Source organism: Bradyrhizobium sp. 6(2017) (assembly GCF_011058295.2).
GTDB classification, from domain to species: Bacteria; Pseudomonadota; Alphaproteobacteria; order Rhizobiales; family Xanthobacteraceae; genus Bradyrhizobium; species Bradyrhizobium septentrionale.
Window position 1 is genome coordinate 9,741,062 of sequence record NZ_CP049289.2, and the last position, 21,939, is coordinate 9,763,000.

A 21,939-nucleotide genomic window follows, 5' to 3' on the forward strand; every position below is an offset into this window, starting at 1 on the left:
CTCGACGGGCGGGCCAATCGCCCGCCGCGTCTGTGCTTGCGGCGGCTTACGCGTACCTTCCGTGGCAGTGCTTGTACTTCTTGCCTGAGCCGCAGGGGCAGTCCTCGTTGCGGCCGACCTTGCCCCAGCTTGTGGGGTTGTTCGGATCACGGTCGGCGGCGGACATTGCCGGCGCCAGCGAGGCCTGGGCGTAGGTGGCTTCGGTCAGGCGGGCCTGGGCGAACTCGTCCTCGCCGGTGTTGGGATCGAGCTTGTGCGCTTCCATCGGCGGCAACGGCTGCGCCGGCTCCTCCGGCGGGACGATCTCGACCCGCATCAATTGCGCGGTGACCGCCTCGCGCAGATGCGCGCTCATCTCCTGGAACAGGTTGAACGCTTCGGTCTTGTACTCCTGCAACGGATCGCGCTGACCGTAGCCGCGCAGGCCGATCACCTGGCGCAGATGGTCGAGCATGATCAGGTGCTCGCGCCAGAGATGGTCCAGCGTCTGCAGCAGGATGGTCTTCTCGACGTAGCGCATCACGTCGGGCCCCCATTGCGCGACCTTCGCCGCCATGCGCTCGTCGACATGGTTCTCGATGCGGTTGAGCAGCTCCTCGTCGGCGATGCCCTCTTCCTTGGCCCATTCGTCGACCGGCAGGTCGACATCGAGCACGCGCTTGAGCTCTTCCTTGAGGCCCGCGGTGTCCCACTGCTCGGCATAGGCATGCTCAGGGATATGCTTGGTGACCACGTCCTCGACGAAGGCGTGGCGCATGTCGGTCACGGTCTCGACCACGCTGTCGTCCTTCATCAGGTCGACGCGTTGGTCGAAGATCACCTTGCGCTGGTCGTTCTGGACGTTGTCGAACTTCAAGAGGTTCTTGCGGATGTCGAAGTTGCGCGCCTCGACCTTCTGCTGCGCCTTCTCGAGCGCCTTGTTGATCCAGGGATGGATGATCGCCTCGCCTTCCTGCAGGCCGAGCCGCTGCAGCATGCTGTCGAGCCGGTCGGAGCCGAAGATGCGCATCAGATCGTCTTCCAGCGACAGGAAGAATTTCGAGCGGCCGGGATCGCCCTGACGGCCGGAACGGCCGCGCAGCTGGTTGTCGATGCGGCGGGATTCGTGACGCTCGGAGCCGATGATGTAGAGGCCGCCCGGCTTCTTCACGGTCTTGGCGGGCTTGTTGCCCTTGGCGGGCTCGACCTCGAAATCCTCTTCCGCCTTCAGCACGAGTTCGCGGAAGCGCTCGATGTCGGCCTTGATCAGCTCGATCTTCTTGGCCTTCTCGGCCTCGTCGGTGATTCCTCCGGTCTCCTGCTGGATCCGCATATCGAGCGAGCCGCCGAGCTTGATGTCGGTGCCGCGGCCGGCCATGTTGGTCGCGATCGTGATCGCGCCCGGCACGCCGGCTTCCGCGACGATATAGGCTTCCTGCTCGTGGAAGCGCGCGTTCAGCACCGCGAACAGCTTTGCCGGCTTGCCGGCGCGGGCCGCGGCGTAAAGCTTCTCCATGCCGGATTCGGCGCCGAAGTCGATCTGCTTGTAGCCGTGCTTCTTGAGATACTCGGCCAGCACTTCCGATTTCTCGATCGACGCCGTGCCGACCAGCACCGGCTGCAGCCGCTTGTTGGCGCGCTCGATCTCGGCAAGGATTGCGGCGTATTTCTCGTTCTGGGTGCGGTAGACCTCGTCGTCCTCGTCGAGACGCGCCACCGGCAGGTTGGTCGGGATCTCGACGACCTCGAGCTTGTAGATGTCGAACAGTTCGTCGGCTTCGGTCAGCGCCGTGCCGGTCATGCCGGACAGCTTCTGGTACATCCGGAAATAGTTCTGGAAGGTGATCGAGGCCAGCGTCTGGTTCTCGGGTTGGACCGTGACGTGCTCCTTGGCCTCCAGCGCCTGGTGCAGGCCTTCCGAATAGCGGCGGCCCTGCATCATGCGGCCGGTGAACTCGTCGATGATGACGACCTCGTCGTCGCGGACGATGTAGTCCTTGTCGCGGGTGAACAGCGTGTGCGCACGCAGCGCCTGGTTGACGTGATGCACGACGGAGACGTTCTCGACGTCGTACAGCGACTCGCCCTTGAGCTGGCCGGCGTCGCGCAGCAAGTTCTCGAGCTTCTCCATGCCGCCTTCGGTCAACGTCACCGTGCGCTGCTTCTCGTCGACCTCGAAATCGGCGACCTTGGTCAGCAGCGGCATGAAGGTGTCGATGGTATTGTAGAAATCCGACCGGTCGTCGAGCGGACCGGAGATGATCAGCGGCGTGCGCGCCTCGTCGATCAGGATGGAGTCGACTTCGTCGACGATCGCGTAGAAGTGCTCGCGCTGGACCATGTCCTCCAGGCGATACTTCATGTTGTCGCGCAGATAGTCGAAGCCGTATTCGTTGTTGGTGCCGTAGGTGATGTCGCAGGCATAGGCCGCCTTGCGCTCGGCATCGTCGAGGCCGTGCACGATCACGCCGGTGGTCAGCCCCAGGAACGAGTAGATCTGGCCCATCCAGCCGGAGTCGCGGCGGGCGAGGTAGTCGTTGACGGTGACGACATGGACGCCCTTGCCGGCGAGCGCGTTGAGATAGACCGCGAGCGTCGCGACCAGCGTCTTGCCTTCGCCGGTCTTCATCTCGGCGATGTCGCCCTCGTGCAGCACCATGCCGCCGATCAGCTGAACGTCGAAATGGCGCTGGCCGAGCGTCCGCTTGGCCGCCTCCCGCACCGTGGCGAAGGCCGGAACCAGGAGGTCGTCGAGCGTCTTGCCGCCGGCGAGCTGCTGCTTGAATTCGGCGGTGCGCCCCTTGAGCTCGTCGTCGGAGAGCTTGATCAACTCGGGCTCGAGCGCGTTGATGGCGTTGACGCGGGACTGATAGCCCTTGACCCGACGGTCGTTGGATGAGCCGAAAAACTTGCGGGCGAGCGCGCCGATCATGCGAAATTCCTGTTCTTCGGTCTTGAGTTAGGTATCGAATTTAGGTCTTGGATTACAGCCCTGAGATGGTCCGCCAGATCGCCTATCAACTCACCGTGACGCGCTCCGGTTCGAGCCCCGACCCGGGGCTCCTCCGCCAATTGAGTGGGAAACAGGCCATCCTGGGTTCAACGGCGAAAAACGCAGCAAAATAAGCGCTCTCACCGTCGACACGGTTGGCCAGAGATATGGCCCGCTTGGGGGGTTGTCAACGCTGGCAAGATGTCAAGGAATTCATCATTTTGACAAGACTTTCGCGTTGCCAATGTAACACGATTGGGCGAGTGTCCGCCCCGCTCGAGCTCCCCCCCTTTGAGACAAGGATTTTGCATGACCACCTCGCCTCCGGAAACCAAAACCGGCCTGCGCCTCGGCCTCGCCACCCTGGCCGCCACGGGCTGTCTTGTCGCAGTGCTGGCTGCCGGCCTTCCGGTCCGCGCCGCGGAATCCGACCCGGTGCTGGCGAAGGTCAACGGTTCCGAGATCCATGCCAGCGACGTGGCGCTCGCCGAGGAGGAACTCGGCCCGAGTCTGGCCCAGATGGACCCCGCGACCAAGAAAGACAACGTGCTGTCGTTCCTGATCGACATGAAGATCGTGTCCAAGGCCGCCGAGGACAAGAAGATCGAGAACAACGAGGACTTCAAGAAGCGCCTCGCCTTCACCCGCAACCGCCTGTTGATGGACAGCCTGCTTGCCAGCGAGGGCAAGGCGGCGACCACCGACGACGCCATGAAGAAGGTCTATGACGAGGCCGCCAAGCAGATCACCGGCGAGCAGGAGGTGCGCGCCCGCCACATCCTGGTCGAGACCGAGGACGAGGCCAAGGCGATCAAGGCCGAGCTCGACAAGGGCGCCGACTTCGCCGAGCTCGCCAAGAAGAAGTCCAAGGATCCCGGCGCCTCCGACGGCGGCGACCTCGGTTTCTTCACCAAGGAGCAGATGGTGCCGGAATTCTCCGCGGTCGCCTTCTCGCTCGAGCCGGGCAAGATCTCCGATCCGGTCAAGTCGCAGTTCGGCTGGCACATCATCAAGGTCGAGGAAAAGCGCAGCCGCAAGGCGCCCGACTTCGAGCAGGTGAAGGCCCAGATCGAGACTTATGTGACCCGCAAGGCCCAGGCCGACTACGTCGCCAAGCTGCGCGAGGCCGCCAAGGTCGAGCGCACGGACAAGCCGGCCGACGCGGCCACCCCGCCCGCCGATGCGGCCAAGGATGCGCCGAAGCCTGCCGACAACAAGATGGCGCCGGCGAAGAAGTAAGCTTCGCTAAGCCAACAGTTTCGATGTGCGATGGCCGGGCTCGTCCCGGCCATTTGCTTTTCAGGGGTGCATTCGATTGATCGCGTCGCAGCCCTCTCCCGCTTCGGCCTGCGAGATGATAAGCAGCGCTTCCCTCCCCGTAGCCGGAAGCGCCTCATGTCCACCGCCGTCTCCCCCCTCGCCCCGCCCGACGTTCCCGAGATGCCCGTGATCGCGGGTGTGCGGCTTGCGACCGCTGCCGCCGGCATCCGCTACAAGGGGCGTACCGACGTGCTGCTCGCGCTGCTGGACAAGGGCACCACGGTGGCCGGCGTGTTCACCAAGTCGAAATGCCCGTCGGCGCCAGTCGAATGGTGCCGTGCCAAGCTGAAGGGCGGCAATGCACGCGCGCTGGTGGTCAATTCCGGCAACGCCAACGCCTTCACCGGCAAGACCGGCAAGGCGTCCACCACGCTGACCGCGCAGATCGCGGCGAAGGCGGTCGGCTGTTCGACCTCGGAGGTGTTGCTTGCCTCGACCGGCGTGATCGGCGAGCCGCTCGACGCCACCAAGTTCGACGGCGTGCTGGCGCAGCTCACGGAGGCCGCGACGGCCGATCGCTGGATGGACGCCGCCAAGGCGATCATGACCACCGACACCTTCCCGAAGGTCGCGACCGCGACCGTGAAGCTCGGCAAGGCCAAGGTGACGATCAACGGCATGGCCAAGGGCGCCGGCATGATCATGCCGGACATGGCGACCATGCTGTCGTTCATCTTCACCGACGCGCCGCTGTCGGCCTCGGTGCTGCAATCGCTGCTCAAGACCGGCGTCGAGGACACCTTCAATGCGCTGACCATCGACGGCGACACCTCGACCTCGGACACGCTGCTGGCGTTTGCAACCGGCGCTGCTGCCGCCAACGGCGCGCCGAAGATTTCGCGCGCCAGCGACCCGCGCCTGAAGGCCTTCACCAAGGCGTTCCAGCAGATCCTCGCCAATTTGTCCGAGCAGGTGGCGCGCGACGGCGAAGGTGCGCGCAAGCTGGTCGAGGTCGTAGTCGAGGGCGCAACGACAAAACCGTCGGCGCGCAAGATTGCGATGTCGATCGCCAATTCGCCGCTGGTGAAGACCGCGATCGCCGGCGAGGACGCCAATTGGGGCCGCGTGGTGATGGCGGTCGGCAAGGCCGGCGAGCCCGCCAACCGCGACAAGCTCTCGATCTCCTTCAACGGCATCCGCGTCGCCAAGAGCGGCGCGCGCGATCCGTCCTACGATGAGAAAGAGGTGTCGGAGGCGATGAAGGCGCCGAAGATCCAGATCAAGGTCGCGCTCGGCCTCGGCAAGGCTAGAGACCGCGTGCTGACCTGCGACCTCACCAAGGAATACGTCGCGATCAACGGCGATTACAGGTCGTAAGCATCGCCTTCATCGCGAGGAGCTCGCGACAAGCTTGCAAAGCAATTTTACGCTGAAGCGACGACCTGTCCGCCGTAGCTTTAGCGAAGGCGGAAGCAATCCATCTGTCCGCGCGTGCAGAGAGATGGATTGCTTTGCTTCGCTCGCAATGACAGAATCTCCGCCAACACCGCATCTGGACCTTGGCCCCGCATGGCTGACATCAAGCTGACCCTCGTCGTCGCCTGCGCGCTGGTTGATGCCGACAAGCGCGTGCTGCTGGCGCAGCGCCCCGAAGGCAAGGCGCTGGCCGGCCTGTGGGAATTTCCGGGCGGCAAGATCGAGCCGGGCGAGCGGCCGGAACAGACGCTGATCCGCGAGCTGCATGAGGAGATCGGCATCACCGTGAGCGAGCCGTGCCTCGCGCCGCTGACCTTCGCCAGCCACGCCTACGAGACCTTCCATCTGCTGATGCCGCTCTACATCTGCCGGCGCTGGGAGGGCATGGTCGTGGCGCGCGAGGGCCAGAACCTCGCCTGGGTACGCGCCAACAAGCTGCGCGACTACCCGATGCCGCCCGCGGACATCCCGCTGCTGCCACATCTGATCGATTTGTTGTTGTGATCTTCTTCGCCTCTCCGCTTGCGAGGGAGGCGCGCTGCCAAAATATCGAAAACAACCCCATGCAAAGTAACCGGCGGTGGCCGGCGTTCGACCAGGGTTACTTGACACGTCGGGCAACTCACGGATACTCTTCCAATATTCCGAAATCGCGCAGACGCACGCTCGCCCCAGAGCGTATGGCATTTGCGTGCTTCCACAAGCGACGTGTCCAAGTCGTCATGACCGATAGCCATATGCGATAGCCCTGTCCGCAAGCGGAGAGGGGCCGTGGCACAGTGCGTCCCTAACGCTTACTTCCCTTCACCGCCGCTTCCAGACTCGCCTTCGCCGAGCCCGGCCGCAGCGGTTTCGGCTGGCTGTCATGCGGTGCCCAGCCGGACAGCCAGACGATGTCGAAGGTGGCGCGGATGCGGCCGTCGGGATCGCCGAAACGTTCGCCATAAATTTGCGCCATGCGCAGCATGGTGGCGCGGCGGGTCGGGGAGTGACGGCGCTCGCGCAGCACATTGGTGGCACCCATGCGCCTGAGATCAGCCATCAGCGCGAACGCGCTGGCGTAGCGCACCACGACGCGGTCGACGTCGGTGACCGGCAGCGCAAAGCCTGCCCGCTGCAACAGCGCGCCGATGTCGCGCAGATCGGCGAACGGCGCGACGCGCGGCGACACCCCGCCCTCGCATTCGGCCTCCGCCGCGGCAAAACTCTGCCTGAGCTCGGTCAGCGTGTCGCCGCCGAGCATCGCGGCGAGCAAGAGCCCGTCCGGCTTCAGCGCGCGCCGGATCTGCGCCAGCACGCCCGGCAGGTCGTTGACGAACTGGAAGGCGAGCGCGGAGACCGCTAGATCGCGCGACTCCGGCGGCAGGCCGAGCGACTCCGCCTCAGCAAAGCCGATCGTATCGACCGAGGCGACCCGCACGCGCAAGGCGTCCGCAAGCCCGTCGCCCGGCGTCCAGACGTCGACGCCTGAGGAAAAGCTGCGTGACACCGCCTGCAAGCGGTCCGCCATGTCCTCCGTGGCGCGCTCGAGCAGAAATGTCGCCGCCCCCTCGCGCCCCGCGCGCGCAAGCCGCGCACCGAGCAAGGCGCGATCGAACAGAATGGGAGCAGTTGCCGGGGTCGGTGCCATGCCCGCTCGTTACGCCGGACCGCGGTCGCAGGCAATGCGCCTTGAGCCTGCGCTGCCCAAACGCTAGCCTCGTCCGCCATGGACGCCGAGACATCACCCCCACGCTCCATTACCGGTCACTTCCAGCGCGCGCTCGGCGCGGTCGGGGGCGCGTGGCTGCGCACCGCGCGGCTCATGCTCGACATCGCATTGCCGACGCTGTGCGTGTCCTGCCGCGAGCCGGTTCATGGCGAGGGCGTCTGCGCGGCGTGCTGGGCCAAATTGTCGTTCATCGCACAGCCGTTCTGCCCACGGCTCGGCATTCCCTTCGTCTACGATCCCGGGCCCGAATTGCTGTCGATGGAGGCGATCGCCAATCCGCCGTCCTACCAGCGTGCCCGCGCCGCGGTGCGCTATGACGACGTCGCACGCACGCTGGTGCACGCGTTGAAATACCAGGATCGCACCGATCTGGCGCCAACAATGGGCCGCTGGATGGCGCGCGCGGGGAAGGAATTGCTGGAGGAGGCCGACATGCTGGTGCCGGTTCCCCTGCACTGGCGGCGCGGCTGGAGCCGGCGCTACAACCAGTCCGGCGCGCTCGCCAAGGCGATCGCGCGCCAGAGCGGCGTCAAAATGGTCTCCGAGGCGCTGCGGCGCGTCCGCGCCACCGAGCAGCAGATCGGACTGTCGCGCAAGGACCGCGCCAGCAATGTGCAGGGCGCATTCGGGGTCGCCGCCGAACGCAAGGCTGACATCCAGGGCCGCCGCGTGATCCTGGTCGACGACGTCCTCACCTCGGGCGCTACAGTCGATGCCTGCGCGCGGGCGCTGCTGCGGGCCAAGGCGTCGCAGGTCGACGTGCTGGTGTTTGCCCGGGTTGTCGATACCCACCGCGCTCCCATATAATCTCGTATTCTGGTTCAACCGAGCGCACCATGACCGCCGACATCGAAATCTACACCCGTCCGGGTTGCGGTTATTGCACCGCGGCCAAATCGCTTTTGACGCGCAAGAACGCCGCGTTCACCGAATTGAGCGTCGCCAGCAACCCGGCCTATCGCGACGAGATGTACAACCGGGCTGGGGCCGGCACGACCTTTCCGCAGATCTTCATCGGCAAGACCCATGTCGGCGGCTGCGACGAGCTCTACGCACTCGACCGCGAAGGCAAGCTCGACGGCCTGCTCAGCAACGGAGGCGGCGCCTGATGGCCGATAGCACAACCTTCACCGCCGCCATGGTGCAGATGCGCACCGGACTGCTGCCGGAGCCGAGCCTGGAGCAGGGCACGCGGCTGATCCGCGAGGCCGCGGCGCAGGGCGCCAATTATGTGCTGACGCCTGAGGTCAGCAACATGATGCAGCTGAACCGCAAGGCGCTGTTCGAGCACTTAGCGAGCGAAGAGGACGACAAGTCGCTGAAGGCCTACCGCGCACTCGCCGCCGAATTGAAGATCCATCTGCATATCGGCTCGCTGGCGCTGCGCTACTCGCCGGAGAAGGCGGTCAACCGTTCGTTCCTGATCGGGCCCGAGGGCAATCAGCTCGCGAGCTACGACAAGATCCACATGTTCGATATCGATCTGCCGGGCGGCGAGAGCTATCGCGAATCGGCCAATTACCAGCCGGGCGAGACCGCCGTGATCTCCGACCTGCCGTGGGGCCGGATCGGACTGACGATCTGCTACGACGTGCGTTTCCCAGCGCTCTATCGCGCGCTGGCCGAGGCCGGTGCCTCCTTCCTCACGGTGCCCTCCGCCTTCACCCGCAAGACCGGCGAGGCGCATTGGCACACGCTGCTGCGCGCCCGTGCCATCGAGACCGGATGCTTCGTGTTCGCCGCGGCGCAGGCCGGCCTGCATGAGAACAAGCGCGAGACCTTCGGGCATTCGCTGATCATCGACCCCTGGGGCGAGATCCTCGCCGAGGGCGGCGTCGAGCCGGGCGTGTTCCTGGCCGAGATCGATCCCGCCAAGGTCGAGACCGCGCGAAAGACCATCCCCTCGCTGCAGCACGGCAGGCGTTTCGGCATCGCCGACCCCAAGGCCGGCCCGGAACATCTGCACCTGGTCCGGGGTTCGGCATGATCCGCTACACGCTGCGCTGCGAGCACGGCCATCAGTTCGAGAGCTGGTTCCAGAGCTCGTCGGCCTATGAATCGCAGGAGCGGCGTCATTTGATCGATTGCCCGGCCTGCGGGTCGAGCAAGGTCGAGCGCGCGATCATGGCGCCGCAGATCATCGGCAAGAAGGGCCGCGAGAAGGCTCAGCCAGCCCCCGCAGCGGCGCCTGCCCCCGCCGAGGCACCCGCACCCGCCAGCGAATCGACGTCGCTGATGATGGCGCAGGAGCGCGAGTTGCGCGCCAAGCTGAAGGAGCTGCGCGACCACATCGTCAAGAACGCCGACAATGTCGGCGAGCGCTTCCCCAACGAGGCGCGCAAGATGCATTACGGCGATATCGAGCATCGGCCGATCTATGGCGAGGCCTCGCCCGAAGAGGCGCGCGCGCTGATCGACGAAGGCGTCGAGGTCTCGCCGCTGCCGACCCTGCCGGAAGATCGGAATTGACGCGCACTGCTTCGCTCTCGTCATTGCGAGGAGCGAAGCGACGAAGCAATCCAGCTTCGCGCTTGTTACGCTATGGATTGCTTCGCCTCGCTCGCAATGACGGGTGGGCTAAACCGGCCGAGCGTCCTGAATGACTCCCGAGACATTTTCTTCCTGGCAGGTCTGGGCGTTTCTTTCGGCCATCTTCGCCGCGCTGACCGCGATCTTCGCCAAGGTCGGCGTCGAAGGCATCAACTCCGATCTTGCCACCCTGATCCGCACCGTGGTCGTGCTGATCACGCTGTCGGCGATCCTGTTCGCAACCGGGCAGTTCACCCAGGCCGGACCGATCTCGGCCAAAAGCTGGCTGTTCCTGCTGCTGTCCGGGCTCGGCACCGGCGCGTCATGGATCTGCTATTTCCGCGCGCTCAAGCTCGGCCCCGCGACGCTGGTGGCGCCGATCGACAAGCTCAGCGTGGCGCTGTTCGGCGCCGTCTTCCTCGGCGAGCGCCCCTCGGCCTATGGCTGGATCGGGATCGCGCTGATCTCGGCCGGCGCGGTGCTGGTTGCCGTCAAAGGCTAATCCATAGCGTTCTCGAGCAAAGTGGCTTACCGGTTCGCGTGAAGAAAACGCGTCAAACAAGAGTCTAAGCAGCGATCAACAAGGCAACGCCAACGACGATCAGGACAATGCCGAACACCTCACGCAGCGAGAACGGCTGCTTGAGCGAGAAATACGCCACGCCCTGCGCGAACAGCACCTCGATCAGCGCCAGCGTGCGCACATTGGCGGCGGCGGTGAGTGCGAAGGCCAAAAACCAGAATTGCGAGGAGAACGCGCCCATGAAGCCCGCGAACATCGAAGGCCGCCACAGGCCGAGGATTTTCCGCAGCACGTCGGGCGCGCGCAGCAACAGATAGACCGACAGGATCAGCGTCTGGACGAACAGGCTCCACATCAGCGTGTAGGAGGCCGCCGTCACGAACGAGACGCCGGGCACGGCAATGATCGCGCCGCGAAAGCTCACCGCCGAGATCGCGAACACCGCGGCGGCGCCGAGGCCGAGCACGGTCGGGCGCAGATCCGCAAAGCTCTTCTGCCCGCCGGGCCGCAGCGCGGTGATGACGACGCCGACGGTGGCGATCACCATCGCGATCACCTTGGGCGTCGTGAGATGATCGCCGAGGAAGATGAAGCCGAAGATCGCGGTCTGGATCGCCTCGGTCTTCATGTAGGCCGTGGTCACCACGAAGGAGCGGTCGTTCATCGCCAGCAGCATGAAGCCGGTGCCGACGATCTGACTCAGCGCGCCGGAGAGCAGCCACGGCCAGAACGACGCCGCAGGCCACGGCACGGCATCGCCGGTCAGCAGCACCGCCAGCGCGAAGAACACCACCGAGAACGGCAGGCCGAACAGGAAGCGGATATTGGTCGCGCCCCAGGTGCCGAGCGGCCCGGTCAGATGCCGCTGCATCGCATTGCGCGCCACCTGCCCGAAGGCAGCGACGATGGTGAAGGGGATCCAGAGCGAGGCGATCGTGAGCATGCGGGATAAGGGAAGTGTGCCGGGGCGAGAGTACGCGCGCAGCGTGCCCGGCGCGGCTGACGTGGTCAACTGACGCGCCGCATACATGCTCGTAACGCGGACCTCGCCCCCAAGATGAGCCGGTGGTTATGGGTCCCTGCTTTCGCAGGGACGACACCTATCGTGTGGCCGAGACCCTCGCCTCTCACACCTCCTCCGCCACCACCATGTAGTTCACGTCCATGTCGGACGAGACGCTCCATTTGTCGGCGATCGGGTTGTAGACCACGCCGGCCTGTTCGGTGACGGTGAGGTTGACGTCGCCGAGATAACGTTCGAGCTCGGCGGGGGTAACGAACTTGCCCCAGTCATGGGTGCCGCGCGGCAGCCAGCGCAGCACATATTCGGCGCCGACGATCGCCAGCGCGAAGCTCTTCCAGTTGCGGTTCAGGGTCGAGACCACCATCAGCCCGCCGGGCTTGAGCATCGCCGTGCAGCGCTTGATGAAGGCGCCGACATCGACGACATGCTCGACCACCTCCATCGCCAGCACGATGTCGAAGCGCTCGCGTACGTCCATGTCCTCGATCGTGGTGCAGCGGTAGTCGATCGACAGATGGCCCTTGTCGGCGTGCAGCTTGGCCGCGGATATGTTGGTGGCGGATGGATCGATCCCGATCACCTGGGCGCCGAGCCGGGTGAACGGCTCGCACAGCAGCCCGGCGCCGCAGCCGATGTCGAGCAGGCGCAGCCCGGACAGGCAGTTCAGGCTCTTGGCGTTGCGCTCGAACTTGCGGCAGGCGGCGTCGCGGATATAGGTCAGGCGAAGCGGATTGATCTTGTGCAGCGGCGCCATCTTGCCGCGCGGATCCCACCATTCATCCGACAGTTTCGAGAACTTCGCGACCTCGGCCGGATCGACCGAGTTGGCGGAGGCATTGGAAAGCGTTGTGGCCATGATTGCGCGCGCCCCTATCGCGCGGTGATCGAATTGCGGAACGATAGCGGCGAGGCGATGGTCTTGATGGTTTCGATGCCCTCGCCGACGCCGCGAATGGTGACGTCGCCATAATTGAGCAGCCGCCCCATGATGCTCTGGTTGACGTCGACGCTCTCGACCTTGTCGAGGCTCATCTCGAAGGTGCGGCGCTTGATGAAGCCGCTCTTGTGCACCACGCGGAAATTGGTGACGTCGGTTTCCGTGGTCCAGCGATGGAACCAGGCCGTGACGCTCCAGTAGAGTGCCGCAACCGCGACCACGGCAGCGGCCGCGAGGCAAGCCAGCGTGAGGCCGTCGACCGCCGTCATCCGCGACAGGATCAGCAGCACCAGCACCACAATCCAGGCCCCGATCGCCGGCAGATAGAACATCCAGTGCGCGTTGGTGGAATACAGCACCTTCTCGCCAGGCTGCAGGATTTCGTCGATGTAACGCCCCATCCGATCCGCCTTCGAATTACCCTCGCGCTACCCTTGCGTTACCCTCGCGCAACAGCCCGCCCGCAACCGGTAAAAACACCCCAAAAGACCCTCCAGGGACCCCCAGGAAGCGGCTTGCCCCCGGGCGCGGCGCTATGTATACGCGCCTTTCGGTCCCCGCGCTTGCGGTTTTCGGCGTGGGTTAACCTACTTATCCTCTTAAAGGAATAGACGCGTCGTCATGGGCCGCCTCGTGATGAAATTCGGCGGTACGTCCGTCGCCAATATCGATCGCATCCGCAATGTCGCGCAGCATGTGAAGCGCGAGGTCGACGCGGGCCACGAGGTCGCCGTCGTCGTCTCCGCGATGTCCGGCAAGACCAACGAACTGGTCGGCTGGTGCACCGACGCCTCGCCGATGCACGACGCCCGCGAATATGACGCGGTGGTCGCCTCCGGCGAGCAGGTCACCTCCGGGCTGCTCGCGATCGTGCTGCAGGGTATCGGCATCCAGGCGCGCTCCTGGCAGGGCTGGCAGATCCCGATCAAGACCTCGGACGCGCATGCTTCGGCGCGCATCCTCGATATCGACGGCACCGAGATCATCACCCGCTTCAAGGAGCGCCAGGAGGTCGCGGTGATCGCCGGCTTCCAGGGCATCAATCCGCAGACCGGCCGCATCACCACGCTCGGCCGCGGCGGTTCGGACACCTCGGCGGTGGCGATCGCGGCCGCGCTGCGTGCCGACCGCTGCGACATCTACACCGACGTCGACGGCGTCTACACCACCGATCCCCGCGTGGTGCCGAAGGCGCGCCGGCTCGACAAGATCGCGTTCGAGGACATGCTGGAGCTGGCCTCGCAGGGCGCCAAGGTGCTGCAGGTTCGCTCGGTGGAGCTCGGCATGGTGCACAACATGCCGATCTTCGTGCGCTCCAGCTTCGACAAGCCTGAGGATATCGACCCGCACGGCACGCCGCCGGGCACGCTGATCTGCAGCGAGGAGGAAATCATGGAAATGCACGTCGTCACCGGCATCGCCTTCTCCAAGGACGAAGCCCAGATTTCCGTGCGCCAGATCGAGGACAAGCCCGGCGTGGCCGCGGCGATCTTCGGGCCGCTCGCGGATGCCAACATCAATGTCGACATGATCGTGCAGAACGTGTCCGAGGACGGCAAGACCACCGACCTCACCTTCACCGTTCCGGCCACCGACTATAACCGCGCCAAGGACACGATCACCTCCGCCAAGGCCAAGATCGGCTACATCAGGCTCGACACCGCGACCGACGTCGCCAAGGTCTCGGTGATCGGCAGCGGCATGCGCAGCCACGCCGGCGTCGCGGCGAAGGCGTTCAAGGCACTGGCCGAGCGAAACATCAACATCCGCGCCATCACCACCTCCGAGATCAAGTTCTCGGTCCTGATCGACGCCGCCTACACCGAACTCGCGGTGCGCACGCTGCACACACTGTACGGGCTGGATCAGGCGTAGGGGTTACCGCGGACCAGCGGCGGACGGAGCTCCATCCGCTGTCATTTCCCGGTGCGCAATTGCGCACCTGAGCGCGTGCGGAGCACGAGCCCGGAATCCACCGGGCCGCGGATTCCGTGGGAAAATCGATTCCGGGCTTTCGCTTCGCAAGCCCCGGGGAATGACGGAGGAGAGAGCACGGGATACCCTCCAGTACCCCCGTCCCGGAGTTAGAATTTCTCTTAGCGGGCGCAGCATTGAGCTGACGCAGACGTTATTTGCTACTGGCAGGCGTTTTGCTTGGCAAAGCGAGCCTCGATTGGCTATACGGCCAGTCAGGTGGGCTGTCGCAAACTGTGGCACAGTTTCAGCGATCCCGAATCGGCGGGAACTGGCGCGAGCGGCGACGCCGAATGACTAAAATTGTTGGTTTTGACGAGTTTTGCGCCAGCGGCCGGCCGGCCCGGTGCGCCGGCCTCGTGGGGAGGGATTGAAGCATATGCGGAGCGCGTCGGGAGGCCCCCGCATCCTGTTGAGACGGCTCCGCGAAACCATGGCGGAGCAAGTCTCCGCCCAGGAGCGCCTCGACAAGATCGTGGTGCTGATCGCGGCCAATATGGTGGCCGAGGTCTGCTCCTGCTACGTGCTGCGCGTCGACAACACGCTCGAACTCTACGCCACCGAAGGTCTGAACCGCGACGCCGTGCACCGCACCGTGATGAGCGCGCATGAGGGCCTGGTCGGCCTCGTCGCCAGCGAGGCGACGCCGCTCAATTTGTCCGACGCGCAAAGCCATCCGGCCTTCGCCTACCGCCCGGAGACCGGCGAAGAGGCCTACCACTCGTTCCTCGGCGTGCCGATCCTGCGCGCCGGCAACACGCTCGGCGTGCTGGTGGTGCAGAACCGCGCCAAGCGCACCTATGTCGAGGAAGAAGTCGAGGCGCTGCAGACCACCGCCATGGTGCTGGCGGAGATGATCGCCTCCGGCGAGCTTGCTGCGCTGGCCCAGCCCGGCGCCGAGCCAGCCGCGCGGCACTCGCTGCACAAAACCGGCGCAGTGCTCTCCGACGGCATCGCGCTCGGCCATGTCGTGCTGCACGAGCCGCGCGTCGTCATCACCAACTACATCGCCGAGGATCTGCCGAAGGAGGTCAAGCGGCTCGACACCGCGCTGGCCAATCTGCGCGCCGATCTCGACCGCATGCTGGAGCGCGGCGACGTCGCCGAGGGCGGCGAGCACCGCGAGGTGCTGGAAGCCTATCGCATGTTCGCCAACGACCAAGGCTGGTCGCACAAGCTGCATGAGGCGGTCGCCACCGGCCTCACCGCGGAGGCCGCCGTCGAACGCGTGCAGTCCGATACCCGCGCGCGCATGCTGCGCTCGACCGATCCCTATCTGCGCGACCGCCTGCACGACCTCGAGGATCTCGGCCATCGCCTGATGCGGCAATTGGTCGGCCAGGACCATGCGCCGTCGCGCGAGCAGCTGCCCGACAACGCCATCCTGATCGCCCGCGCGATGGGTCCCGCGGCGCTGCTCGACTACGACCGCAAGCGGCTGCGCGGCCTGGTGCTGGAGGAAGGCACTGCGAACTCCCACGTCTCGATCGTGGCGCGCGCGCTCGGCATTCCCGCGGTCGGCGAGGTGCCGAACGCGCCCGGCATCGCCGATCCGGGCGACGCCATCATCGTCGACGGCATCTCCGGCGAGATCTATGTCCGTCCCTCGGCCGAGATCGAATCGGCCTACGCCGAGCGCGTCCGCTTCCGGGCGCGGCGGCAGGCGCAATATTCGGCGCTGCGCGACAAGGCCTGCGTGACCAAGGACGGCCAGCCGATCGAGCTTCTGATCAATGCCGGCCTGACCATCGACCTGCCGCATATCGACGACACCGGCAGCGCCGGCATCGGCCTGTTCCGCACCGAACTGCAGTTCATGGTGAGCCCGAGCCTGCCGCGCTCGAGCGACCAGCTTGCGCTGTACCGCACCGTGCTCGACGCCGCCGGCACCAAGCCCGTCACTTTCCGCACGCTCGACATCGGCGGCGACAAGGCGCTGCCCTATATGGAGACCGTGGTCGAGGAAAATCCCGCGCTCGGCTGGCGCGCGATTCGGCTCGGCCTCGACCGCCCCGGCCTGCTGCGCGGCCAGATCCGTGCGCTGTTGCGCGCCGGCGGCGGCCGCGCGCTGAAGATCATGTTCCCGATGATCTCCGACGTCGCCGAGTTCGACCAGGCCAAGGCGATCGTCGAGCGCGAGCTGACCTATCTGCGCCAGCATGGCCATTCGCTGCCCGAGCGAATCGATATCGGCACCATGGTGGAAGTGCCGGCCCTGCTCTACCAGCTCGACGAGCTCTTGAAGAAGGTCGACTTCGTCTCGGTCGGCTCCAACGACCTGTTCCAGTTCCTGTTTGCGGTCGACCGCGGCAACGCCAAGGTCTCCGAGCGCTTCGACACCCTGTCGGCGCCGATCCTGCGCGCGCTGCGCGACATCGTGCGCAAGGCCAAGGTTGCGAAGAAAGCCGCCTCGCTGTGCGGAGAGATGGCCTCGAAACCGATCGGCGCGCTGGCGCTGATCGCGCTTGGCTACCGTTCGCTTTCATTGTCAGCAACTGCGCATGGCCCGGTCAAGGCGATGATCCTCGACCTCGACGCCACGAAGGCGGAGGCGATGATCAATCCGCTGCTCGACGCGCCGGTTGGCAGCGTGTCGATCCGCGCGGCGCTGACGAAATTTGCGGAAACCGAGGGGCTGGCCTTGTAGCGACGCTGTCGTCGCCGCTGCCGCCCTTTCGCGCCTCCCGCAATTCGAGACTTCAACATGCTACCCGAAGCCAAACTCGACGTCCTGCTCACCCATCACGCCTCGCTCGAAGCCGAGCTGCTCGGCCAGGTCAACTCCGAGCGCTATGTGCAGATCACGCGCGAGCTCGCCGAGCTCAATCCGTTGATCGACGCGGTGAAGCTCTATCGCTCCGCCCGCTCGGAGCTCGCCGATACCGAGGCGATGCTGGCGGATGCGGGGACTGACGCCGAGATGCGCAGCATGGCGGAAGCCGAGCTGGAAACGCTGCAGGCGCGCATCGGCGAGCTCGAGCAGAATATCCGGATCGCGCTGTTGCCCAAGGACGCGATGGATGACCGCAACGTGGTGCTGGAAATCCGTGCCGGCACCGGCGGCGACGAGGCCTCGCTGTTCGCCGGCGACCTGTTCCGGATGTATGAGCGCTTCGCCGGCCTGCAGGGCTGGAAGGTCGAGGTGATCTCGGCGAGCGAAGGCACCGTCGGCGGCTTCAAGGAAATCATCGCCGAGGTGCAGGGCCGCGGCGCCTTCGCCAAGCTGAAATTCGAATCCGGCGTACACCGCGTGCAGCGCGTGCCCGACACCGAAACGCAGGGCCGCATCCACACCTCGGCCGCGACCGTCGCGGTGCTGCCGGAAGTCGAGGACGTCGACGTCGACATCAAGAACGACGATCTGAGGATCGAGACCATGCGCGCGGGCGGCGCCGGCGGTCAGCACGTCAACAAGACCGAATCGGCGATCCGCATCACCCATCTTCCGACCGGCATCGTGGTGATGATGCAGGACAGCCGCTCGCAGCACAAAAACCGGGCATCGGCGATGAACATCCTGCGTTCGCGCATTTATGACGCCGAGCGCCAGCGTGTCGAGGCCGCGCGCTCCGCCGACCGCAAGGAGAAGGTCGGCTCCGGCGACCGCTCGGAGCGCATCCGCACCTATAACTTCCCGCAAGGGCGAGTCACCGACCACCGCATCAATCTGACGCTCTACAAGCTGCCGCAGGTGATCGCGGGCGAGGCACTTGGCGATCTGATCGATGCGCTGACCACCGAGCACCAGGCCGCGCAGCTCGCGGCGCAGGGCGCGGCGGCTTGAGAACGCGATTTATTGTTCGCGCATGATCTCTTCGGAAAACCGCTGCGCACTTTTCCGGATCATGCGCTAGCGTTTTTGCGACTGCCTGAAGTGGCGCAGGATCTTGCCGAGCGCCGGACCGGCCGTGGTCAGCTCCTCGAGGTGAATCTTCGACAGCGCTTGCAGCTTGCGCTCGCCCTGCGCTGTCAGCGTCACCAGAACACGCCGGCCGTCGGCGGCGTCGACCGCCCGCGTCAGCAGCCCGAGCTTCGTCATCCGGTTGACCAGCTCGACCGCGGTGTGATGGCGGATCAGCAAATAGCGGGCGATATCGCCGACAGTGGTTGGCTCTTCGCCGGAGAAGCCCTTGATGGCGAGCAGCGCCTGATGCTGCTGCGGCGTCAACCCGGCCTGCTGGGCTGCCTGTTCGCTGAACGCAAGGAAGCTGCGCAGCTGGTGGCGAAACCGCGCCAGCGCCGGGTAATCGACCGTCGCGGCCGCGACGCTACGCTTTGCGGTCGCGGCCGGCGCGCGCCGCTGCTTCGATTGAGGCATTCGCTGGTCTTGCTCCAGGCTCGCTCCGCCGGACGGCAGGAGCCGTGCGACACTATCAAGCCCGGGCCCGGCGGACCATCCTACCTCACGCCCTTGCACTCATGTTTTCAACGGTTTGACGGTCGAGCGGCACGGCCGGGCGGCATCACGGCTGCGGCCAGTGATCGTAGCTCGAACTCAAGATCTTCAGCAGCACGATCTGGAACGCGACCGGAATCCGTGGGCTCCGGCGGCGGATCGACTTCTCCAGCGCCTCGGTGATCTCGTTCTTGGTGAGATGCCCGGCCGAGGCACGCTCGACCAGATCACCCCAGACCTCCGACAGCGATTTGCCGGTATGATGCGGCGCCGGGATCGATATCCCGCGCGTCTCGGCCCAATCGATGATCTCGCGCATGGTTTGCTGTCCGCAGTTTCGCGCGGTCGCAAGATGGCGCGCCGTGAGCAGGCGAAGCAGATCGTCCGGCGGCGTCCAGCCCAGCTTTGGCGGCACTTCGTCGAGCAGCTCGGCCGACAACTCCTTCAGAACGTTGATCGCGCGGATGCTCAAGCTGCTCGACTGCTCAGCGCCGCCGTCCTCGGTCACGGCGCGCTCTCCGGGATTTCCGGTGCGACTTGAAGGCTCGTGGATCATCGCCTCTCACTACAGGACCCTCACCCGGGCGGTAAACCCAGCTATATCGTATTCCGACATTAATTCTATCGTAGACCGATATGATTCGACGAAAGGCGACATTGACTAAATATGCCGGTGGGGAATTGTAGCTGCGACGGGCTGCTCCATCGCAGCCGGCGCATCCAGCCGCCGATCGATCCGATCCGGCGGCCAGTGAGCATGCGCGCCAAAAATCATATAATTGGAGGATAGTGAGCGATGAGCACCAAGGATTTCCTGCCGCGCAGAGCACTGAACGTCTCGCGTCGCACCCTGCTGCAGGCCGGTGCCGGCCTGATCGGCGGCACCGTGCTGCCGGCCTCGATCACGTCGCGGGCATTCGCCGAGGATCATCCGGCGATCGGGACATTTCCCGCCGGCTCGGCCGGCTCCTCGGCCTTCATCGGCATCTCGGTCCCGCGCACAGGCACCTATGCGGTGCAGGGCGAGGATGAGCTCAAGGGCTATCAGCTCGCGATCGAGCACATCAACAGCGGTCACGAGTTGATCAAGAAGATCTCGCCGAAGACCTCAAAGGGCGTGCTCGGCAAGGAACTGAAGTTCGGCGTCGCGGATTCCGCGGCGAAGCCGAACGAGGCCGTGCAGGCGCAGCAGCGCTTCATCACCGAGAACAAGGCGGTGATGATCACCGGCGGCACGTCGAGTGCGGTCGCGGTCGCGCTGAACAAGCTGGCGCAGCGCGAGAAGGTGATCTTCGTTTGCGGTATCTCCGGATCGAACGACACCACCGGCAAGGATTGCGTGCGCTACGGTTTCCGCCAGAACTTCTATGGCCAGACCGCTGCCGCTGCAATCGCGCCGGTGCTGATCAAGCAGTTCGGCAAGAACAAGAAGGCCGCCTATCTGACGCCCGACTACACCTATGGCCACACGGTGACCAAGTCGATGCAGGACCGCCTCGCCGAGGCGGGCTGGACCACCACCACCAACCAGGTGTCGCCGCTCGGCGCGCCCGACTATTCGTCGTATCTGCTCAATGTCGCGAATTCCGGCGCCGACGTGCTGATCAACGTCAACTGGGGCCACGACGCCGTGCTGTCGACGCAGCAGGCCAAGCAGTTCGGCGTGCTCGACAAGATGAAGCTCGTGGTGCCCTACCAGGTGCCGTTCATCGCCCGGGAGACCGGCGGCCTGATGCAGGGCGTCTACGCCGCGACCGACTATTGGTGGACCATCGAGGACAAGTATCCGCTGGCCAAGATGTTCAACGAGACCTTCGAGAAGAAGTTCGGATACAAACCGGAATGGGGCGCCGAGAACGCCTATGTCAGCTTCGCGCACTGGGCCCGCATGGTCGAGGAAGCCGGCAGTTTCTATCCGCCCGACGTCATCAAGGCCTACGAGAAGGGCGAGACCGTCCCTTCGCTGGTCGGCGACGTGCATTATCGCCCCGAAGATCACCAATGCGTCCGCCCCGTCTTCATCGTCCGCGGCAAGATGGAAAAGGAGATGAAGAACAAGGAGGACTATTACGAGGTGATCGAGATCGTCGCCGGCGACGGCTTGATGCAGAAGCCGGATGCGTTCGGCTGCCATCTCGGCGACTACACCTGATCAACGTGGGACAACTCGGCGCCGTGGGCGGGGCGACCCGACCCGCGGCGCCGCTTTGTGTCGGAACGCATCCTCCATTGACTGGGCCGACTGAACGCACGCCATGATCAACTGGCCAAATTTCGTTTCGCAACTTTTCAACGGACTGGCGCTCGGCGCACTGCTTGCGCTGATCAGCTCCGGGCTGACGATCATCTACGGCACGCTCGGGGTGCTCAATCTCGCCCACGGCGCCATGTTCATGATCGGCGGCTACGCCGGATACGTGACCTATTCCTACACCGGCTCCTTCATTCTCGCCGTGATCGCGGGATCGCTGTTCGTGATGGCGCTCGGCGTCGCGATGGAGCGGATCATCATCCGCCACTTCTACCATCGCCCGCATGAGGACCAGCTGTTGGTCACGTTCGGCCTCGGCATCTGTTTCGTCGAGATCGTGCGGCTGATCTTCACCAGCCAGTCGCAGGTGGTGCCGCCGCCGGCGCTGCTGCAGGGCATCACCTCGATGGGCTTCCTGTTCTACCCGACCTACCGGCTCGCCGTCGTCGGCATCGTCGCGGTCGCGCTCGGCGCGCTGTTCCTGATCCTCTACCGCACCCGGCTCGGCATGATCGTGCGCGCCGGCATCGAGGATTCGGTGATGGTCGATTCGCTCGGCATCAACGTCTACCGCGTCTTCATGATCGTGTTCGGCATCGGTGCGATGGCCGCAGGCTTCGCCGGAATCATCAACGCGCCCGTGGTGTCGCTGACTCCCGGCGTCGGCGACGACATCCTGGTCGAGACCTTCGTGGTGGTGGTGATCGGCGGCGTCGGCTCGTTTCCCGGCGCGATCCTCGGCGGACTGATCGCCGGCGAGATCATCAGCATCACCTCGATGTTCAACCCCGGTTACGCCTACGTCATGCTGTTCGCGGCGATGACGCTCGTGCTCGTGCTCAGACCGCACGGCCTGCTCGGCACGCAGGGCCGCGAATGACGACGGA

Annotated in this window: 20 protein-coding genes; 13 read left to right on the forward strand and 7 right to left on the reverse strand. The window is 65.1% G+C overall.

Annotated features, from left to right (window positions below; all coding sequences use genetic code 11):
- Window positions 1–46: 46 nt before the first annotated feature.
- Entirely contained in the window at window positions 47–2,911 is a 2,865-nt protein-coding gene (gene secA / locus G6P99_RS46290; RefSeq protein ID WP_029079573.1) for a preprotein translocase subunit SecA, read from the reverse strand.
- A gap of 369 nt (window positions 2,912–3,280) precedes the next feature.
- Here secA and G6P99_RS46295 point away from each other — a divergent pair, with 369 nt between their 5' ends.
- The 3 genes from G6P99_RS46295 to G6P99_RS46305 all read left to right on the forward strand — a co-directional run bounded on the left by G6P99_RS46295 (window position 3,281) and on the right by G6P99_RS46305 (window position 6,211).
- The gene (locus tag G6P99_RS46295; RefSeq protein ID WP_029079572.1) at window positions 3,281–4,210 is read left to right on the forward strand and encodes a peptidylprolyl isomerase; all 930 of its coding nucleotides are present in this window, start codon (window positions 3,281–3,283) and stop codon (window positions 4,208–4,210) included.
- A 156-nt stretch (window positions 4,211–4,366) separates the two neighbouring features.
- Window positions 4,367–5,608: a bifunctional glutamate N-acetyltransferase/amino-acid acetyltransferase ArgJ gene (gene argJ / locus G6P99_RS46300; protein WP_029079571.1), complete on the forward strand. Its 1,242-nt coding sequence runs from the start codon at window positions 4,367–4,369 to the stop codon at window positions 5,606–5,608.
- A gap of 192 nt (window positions 5,609–5,800) precedes the next feature.
- Window positions 5,801–6,211 carry a (deoxy)nucleoside triphosphate pyrophosphohydrolase gene (locus G6P99_RS46305; protein ID WP_029079570.1) on the forward strand — a complete coding sequence of 137 codons (411 nt, stop codon included), beginning with the start codon at window positions 5,801–5,803 and terminating at the stop codon, window positions 6,209–6,211.
- Window positions 6,212–6,494: 283 nt separating this feature from the next.
- Here G6P99_RS46305 and G6P99_RS46310 read toward each other — a convergent pair whose 3' ends face one another.
- Window positions 6,495–7,337: a methyltransferase domain-containing protein gene (locus G6P99_RS46310; protein WP_029079569.1), complete on the reverse strand. Its 843-nt coding sequence runs from the start codon at window positions 7,335–7,337 to the stop codon at window positions 6,495–6,497.
- A 78-nt stretch (window positions 7,338–7,415) separates the two neighbouring features.
- Here G6P99_RS46310 and G6P99_RS46315 point away from each other — a divergent pair, with 78 nt between their 5' ends.
- The 5 genes from G6P99_RS46315 to G6P99_RS46335 all read left to right on the forward strand — a co-directional run bounded on the left by G6P99_RS46315 (window position 7,416) and on the right by G6P99_RS46335 (window position 10,449).
- Entirely contained in the window at window positions 7,416–8,225 is an 810-nt protein-coding gene (locus G6P99_RS46315; protein WP_029079568.1) for a ComF family protein, read from the forward strand.
- Between the two features lie 29 nt (window positions 8,226–8,254).
- Window positions 8,255–8,527 carry a glutaredoxin 3 gene (gene grxC, locus G6P99_RS46320; protein WP_029079567.1) on the forward strand — a complete coding sequence of 91 codons (273 nt, stop codon included), beginning with the start codon at window positions 8,255–8,257 and terminating at the stop codon, window positions 8,525–8,527.
- On the forward strand, window positions 8,527–9,405 hold the full coding sequence (locus tag G6P99_RS46325) for a carbon-nitrogen hydrolase family protein (RefSeq protein WP_029079566.1): 879 nt from the start codon (window positions 8,527–8,529) through the stop codon (window positions 9,403–9,405). The genes grxC and G6P99_RS46325 overlap by 1 nt, the downstream gene beginning before the upstream one ends.
- Complete coding sequence (locus tag G6P99_RS46330) at window positions 9,402–9,887, forward strand: DUF1178 family protein (protein ID WP_035976481.1); 486 nt, start codon at window positions 9,402–9,404, stop codon at window positions 9,885–9,887. Before G6P99_RS46325 ends, G6P99_RS46330 begins: the two co-directional genes overlap by 4 nt.
- Before the next feature lie 130 nt (window positions 9,888–10,017).
- Entirely contained in the window at window positions 10,018–10,449 is a 432-nt protein-coding gene (locus G6P99_RS46335; protein WP_165126851.1) for an EamA family transporter, read from the forward strand.
- Between the two features lie 64 nt (window positions 10,450–10,513).
- Here the strand turns inward: G6P99_RS46335 and G6P99_RS46340 are convergent, their stop codons facing one another.
- The 3 genes from G6P99_RS46340 to G6P99_RS46350 form a co-directional block, all read right to left on the reverse strand.
- Window positions 10,514–11,413, reverse strand: a complete 900-nt coding sequence (locus tag G6P99_RS46340) for a DMT family transporter (RefSeq protein ID WP_029079564.1) — start codon at window positions 11,411–11,413, stop codon at window positions 10,514–10,516.
- 184 nt (window positions 11,414–11,597) lie between these two features.
- Window positions 11,598–12,350, reverse strand: coding sequence for a bifunctional 2-polyprenyl-6-hydroxyphenol methylase/3-demethylubiquinol 3-O-methyltransferase UbiG (gene ubiG, locus G6P99_RS46345; RefSeq protein ID WP_029079563.1), 753 nt, complete (start codon window positions 12,348–12,350; stop codon window positions 11,598–11,600).
- Between the two features lie 14 nt (window positions 12,351–12,364).
- Window positions 12,365–12,832: a PH domain-containing protein gene (locus tag G6P99_RS46350; protein WP_029079562.1), complete on the reverse strand. Its 468-nt coding sequence runs from the start codon at window positions 12,830–12,832 to the stop codon at window positions 12,365–12,367.
- A gap of 220 nt (window positions 12,833–13,052) precedes the next feature.
- Here G6P99_RS46350 and G6P99_RS46355 point away from each other — a divergent pair, with 220 nt between their 5' ends.
- From G6P99_RS46355 to prfA, 3 genes are all read left to right on the forward strand, one after another.
- Window positions 13,053–14,306: an aspartate kinase gene (locus G6P99_RS46355; RefSeq protein WP_029079561.1), complete on the forward strand. Its 1,254-nt coding sequence runs from the start codon at window positions 13,053–13,055 to the stop codon at window positions 14,304–14,306.
- Between the two features lie 478 nt (window positions 14,307–14,784).
- On the forward strand, window positions 14,785–17,052 hold the full coding sequence (gene ptsP, locus G6P99_RS46360; RefSeq protein ID WP_029079560.1) for a phosphoenolpyruvate--protein phosphotransferase: 2,268 nt from the start codon (window positions 14,785–14,787) through the stop codon (window positions 17,050–17,052).
- 57 nt (window positions 17,053–17,109) lie between these two features.
- The gene (gene prfA, locus G6P99_RS46365) at window positions 17,110–18,189 is read left to right on the forward strand and encodes a peptide chain release factor 1 (RefSeq protein WP_165126854.1); all 1,080 of its coding nucleotides are present in this window, start codon (window positions 17,110–17,112) and stop codon (window positions 18,187–18,189) included.
- Window positions 18,190–18,255: 66 nt separating this feature from the next.
- Here the strand turns inward: prfA and G6P99_RS46370 are convergent, their stop codons facing one another.
- Both G6P99_RS46370 and G6P99_RS46375 read right to left on the reverse strand, forming a co-directional pair.
- A complete protein-coding gene (locus G6P99_RS46370) occupies window positions 18,256–18,723 on the reverse strand; it encodes a MarR family winged helix-turn-helix transcriptional regulator (RefSeq protein ID WP_029079558.1) in 468 nt (155 codons plus the stop codon).
- 145 nt (window positions 18,724–18,868) lie between these two features.
- A complete protein-coding gene (locus G6P99_RS46375) occupies window positions 18,869–19,309 on the reverse strand; it encodes a hypothetical protein (RefSeq protein WP_245284581.1) in 441 nt (146 codons plus the stop codon).
- 288 nt (window positions 19,310–19,597) lie between these two features.
- On the opposite strand from G6P99_RS46375, the gene G6P99_RS46380 reads away from it, so the two are divergent.
- Window positions 19,598–20,953, forward strand: coding sequence for a substrate-binding protein (locus tag G6P99_RS46380; protein WP_165126856.1), 1,356 nt, complete (start codon window positions 19,598–19,600; stop codon window positions 20,951–20,953).
- A 103-nt stretch (window positions 20,954–21,056) separates the two neighbouring features.
- On the forward strand, window positions 21,057–21,932 hold the full coding sequence (locus G6P99_RS46385; RefSeq protein ID WP_029079556.1) for a branched-chain amino acid ABC transporter permease: 876 nt from the start codon (window positions 21,057–21,059) through the stop codon (window positions 21,930–21,932).
- Window positions 21,933–21,939 lie beyond the last annotated feature (7 nt).